General features: G+C 45.5%; 4 protein-coding genes. All 4 read left to right on the top strand.

The window, feature by feature from the left end; genetic code table 11:
- The first annotated feature begins 176 nt into the window (after nucleotides 1-176).
- Nucleotides 177-842 carry a tyrosine-type recombinase/integrase gene (locus FTU95_RS14835; protein WP_015060916.1) on the top strand — a complete coding sequence of 222 codons (666 nt, stop codon included), beginning with the start codon at nucleotides 177-179 and terminating at the stop codon, nucleotides 840-842.
- A 189-nt stretch (nucleotides 843-1031) separates the two neighbouring features.
- Nucleotides 1032-2198 carry a tetracycline-inactivating monooxygenase Tet(X3) gene (locus FTU95_RS14840; RefSeq protein ID WP_024160783.1) on the top strand — a complete coding sequence of 389 codons (1167 nt, stop codon included), beginning with the start codon at nucleotides 1032-1034 and terminating at the stop codon, nucleotides 2196-2198.
- 148 nt (nucleotides 2199-2346) lie between these two features.
- On the top strand, nucleotides 2347-3084 hold the full coding sequence (locus FTU95_RS14845) for a recombinase family protein (protein WP_001366550.1): 738 nt from the start codon (nucleotides 2347-2349) through the stop codon (nucleotides 3082-3084).
- Complete coding sequence (locus tag FTU95_RS14850; RefSeq protein WP_000743213.1) at nucleotides 3081-3305, top strand: hypothetical protein; 225 nt, start codon at nucleotides 3081-3083, stop codon at nucleotides 3303-3305. Before FTU95_RS14845 ends, FTU95_RS14850 begins: the two co-directional genes overlap by 4 nt.
- Nucleotides 3306-3519 lie beyond the last annotated feature (214 nt).

The following is a 3519-nucleotide window of genomic DNA, read 5'->3' on the forward strand; positions in this document are numbered from 1 at the left end:
GTAAATTTTCAGCGTTGCTGGCTCCCCGTCAGCCGGATTGGGTTGCATCGCAGGGGTGTCGAAAGAGTCAACTGCGGTCCAAAGCTGTTGGACTTGGGTGAAAAGGGCGTTTATTCTTCCTATACGTCGATCGATTGAATGAAGGACATATACAATCATTTCTCCGACATTTGGTTATGGAGCGAAAAGTTTCAATATCTTATCAAAACCAGGCAATCAATGCGATTAAGTTTTATTACGAACGTGTTTTGGGTGGACAACGGAAAACATATTTCATCGAAAGACCAAAAAAAGAAAAAACACTTCCTGTTGTGATGAGTGAAGAAGAAACCATTCGGGTACTACGCGCTATTGAAAACGTGAAACACAAGGCTATTCTGATGACTATTTATTCGGCAGGTTTGCGCATTTCTGAATGTATAAACCTGAAAATAAAAGACATTGACTCCAAGCGCATGCAAATTCGTATAGAACAGTCAAAAGGAAAAAGAGATCGTTATACCATTTTATCTGAGAAAACATTAATTATTTTAAGAACATACTTTATGGAATATAAACCAAAAGATTATTTATTTGAAGGTCAAAAAGGTGGCGCATACTCAAGCCGAAGTATTCAAAACATTTTTAAAGCAGCTGTTTTAAAAGCAAAGATTCAAAAGGAAGTTACTGTACATACCTTACGACATAGCTTTGCAACGCATTTGCTTGAGAATGGTACGAGTTTACGTTATATTCAATCGTTGTTAGGTCATTCAAGCAGTAAAACAACTGAGGTTTATACACATATTACCACCAAGGGAATGGAACAATTAAAAAGTCCGATGGATTTGTTAGATATATAGAAAGGATTTGTATATTTGAGCAAAACTTAACAAAAAGCACTATGAATATAAATCCTTTTGAGAGAGTAGAAACGAACGGTAAACGGTTGAAAACGGATTTGTCACTGATAATGAAAGGTTTAGCAAAATAAGATATAGTGGATATATACGCCATTTGGCGTATAGCCACTTGTTATGTGCCATTTTTGAATGACAATGCGAATAGATACGGACAAACAAATGAATTTACTTAGTGATAAGAACGTTGCAATAATTGGTGGTGGACCCGTTGGACTGACTATGGCAAAATTATTACAGCAAAACGGCATAGACGTTTCAGTTTACGAAAGAGACAACGACCGAGAGGCAAGAATTTTTGGTGGAACCCTTGACCTACACAAAGGTTCAGGTCAGGAAGCAATGAAAAAAGCGGGATTGTTACAAACTTATTATGACTTAGCCTTACCAATGGGTGTAAATATTGCTGATGAAAAAGGCAATATTTTATCCACAAAAAATGTAAAGCCCGAAAATCGATTTGACAATCCTGAAATAAACAGAAATGACTTAAGGGCTATCTTGTTGAATAGTTTAGAAAACGACACGGTTATTTGGGATAGAAAACTTGTTATGCTTGAACCTGGTAAGAAGAAGTGGACACTAACTTTTGAGAATAAACCGAGTGAAACAGCAGATTTGGTTATTCTTGCCAATGGTGGAATGTCGAAAATAAGGAGCTTTGTTACCGACACGCAAGTTGAAGAAACCGGTACTTTCAACATCCAAGCTGATATTCTTCAACCGGAAATAAACTGTCCCGGATTTTTTCAGCTATGCAACGGCAACCGATTAATGGCGGGACATCAGGGCATTTTATTGTTTGCCAATCCCAATAATAATGGTGCATTGTATTTAGGAATTAGTTTTAAAACGCCCGATGAATGGAAAAATAAAATTCCCTTAGATTTTCAGGACAGAAACAGCGTTGCCGATTTTTTATTGAAAAGATTTTCCAAATGGAGTGAAGTTTACAAACAATTAATACGTTCGGTATCAACATTTCAATGCTTGCCCACAAGGAAATTTCCTTTGAACAATGATTGGAAAAGTAACCGTCCATTACCCATAACAATGATTGGCGATGCTGCTCATTTGATGTCGCCTTTTGCAGGACAGGGTGTAAATACGGGATTATTGGATGCTTTGATATTGTCTGAAAACCTTACAAACGGAGAATTTACAAGTATTGAAAATGCCATCGAAAACTACGAACAACAAATGTTTGTTTATGCAAAAGATACGCAGGACGAATCGACAGAAAACGAAACCGAAATGTTTAGTCCCAATTTTTCGTTTCAAAAATTATTGAATCTATAAACAGTAAGAAAAAACGGCTACTAACAAGCAGTTTTGCAATAGTGGGGCAGAAGTGCAAAATTGAACTTGTGTGCTTCTATCAACTTTTGTACATTAGCTGCCAGTTTAAGATGGGTGCATTTGAGTATGCCCAAAGGAGCCCGCAAGTATGCGCAGGACGAAGCCAGTAGCCGCGCCGATGGTGGCGCGGGTCTATCTGCGCGTCAGCACCGACGCGCAGGACTTGGAACGCCAAGAGGCGATCACTACGGCCGCGAAGGCCGCCGGCTACTACGTCGCCGGCATCTACCGTGAGAAGGCATCCGGCGCACGCGCCGACCGGCCTGAGCTGCTGCGCATGATCGGCGACCTACAGCCCGGCGAGGTGGTCATTGCCGAGAAGATCGACCGCATCAGCCGCCTACCTTTGCCCGAGGCCGAGCGCCTGGTGGCCTCGATACAGGCCAAAGGCGCACGCCTGGCCGTCCCTGGCGTGGTCGATCTATCCGACCTGGCGGCCGAGGCCCAGGGCGTCGCCAAGATCGTGCTGGAAGCCGTGCAGATCATGCTTTTTCGCCTGGCCTTGCAGATGGCCCGCGACGACTACGAGGACAGGCGCGAACGCCAGCGCCAAGGCATTGAGTTGGCCCGCCAGGCCGGGCGGTACAAGGGCCGCCGTGCTGATCCGAAGCGCCGCGCCCAAGTTGTCGCGCTGCGCAAGTCCGGCTACAGCATCAACAAGACCGCCGAGCTGGCCGGGTACAGTGCGGCCCAGGTGAAACGGATATGGGCCGAGGTCAGCCAGGCCGAAGCGAAGCAGCACGGCGCGTTCGTGGAGGACGCATTGACGGAAGCCGATGCCCTGGCCGCTGTCGGCCAGGATGAGCGCCAGGAGGAAAGGGCATGAAGAAGCCGAACCAAGACGACGAGCCGTTTTTCATCACCGAGGAGATTGCGGCCGAAATGATCGCCGGCGGCTATGAGTTCGAGCTGCCGCCCATTCCTTGCACCATCCGCCTACGCGACGTGCTGGAGCGCATGACCGATGCTGAGCTAGCATTGCAGCCGGGCGAGATCGCCGACCAGGAGCGTGAACGCTGCCGGCGCAAGCCGTGTTCAACCTCATGATCTGGTCATGGTATTTTTCATGGCACTGAGCCTGATAGTTCTTGCAAATTGTTGTCACTAAAGGGTTTTGTGTGCTTGTTTACAATCGAGTGGGAGTGACGGGCACTGGCTGGCAATGTCTAGCAACGGCAGGCATTTCGGCTGAGGGTAAAAGAACTTTCCGCTAAGCGATAGACTGTATGTAAACACAGTATTGCAAGGACGCGGAACATGC

Source organism: Acinetobacter sp. YH12208, assembly GCF_013418055.1.
GTDB lineage: Bacteria > Pseudomonadota > Gammaproteobacteria > Pseudomonadales > Moraxellaceae > Acinetobacter > Acinetobacter pseudolwoffii.

Bases quoted from the DNA above. Each gene is read 5' to 3' on its own strand.
- FTU95_RS14835 (WP_015060916.1), top strand. From the start codon at position 177: ATGGAGCGAAAAGTTTCAATATCTTATCAAAACCAGGCAATCAATGCG.
- FTU95_RS14840 (WP_024160783.1), top strand. From the start codon at position 1,032: ATGACAATGCGAATAGATACGGACAAACAAATGAATTTACTTAGTGAT.
- FTU95_RS14845 (WP_001366550.1), top strand. From the start codon at position 2,347: ATGCGCAGGACGAAGCCAGTAGCCGCGCCGATGGTGGCGCGGGTCTAT.
- FTU95_RS14850 (WP_000743213.1), top strand. From the start codon at position 3,081: ATGAAGAAGCCGAACCAAGACGACGAGCCGTTTTTCATCACCGAGGAG.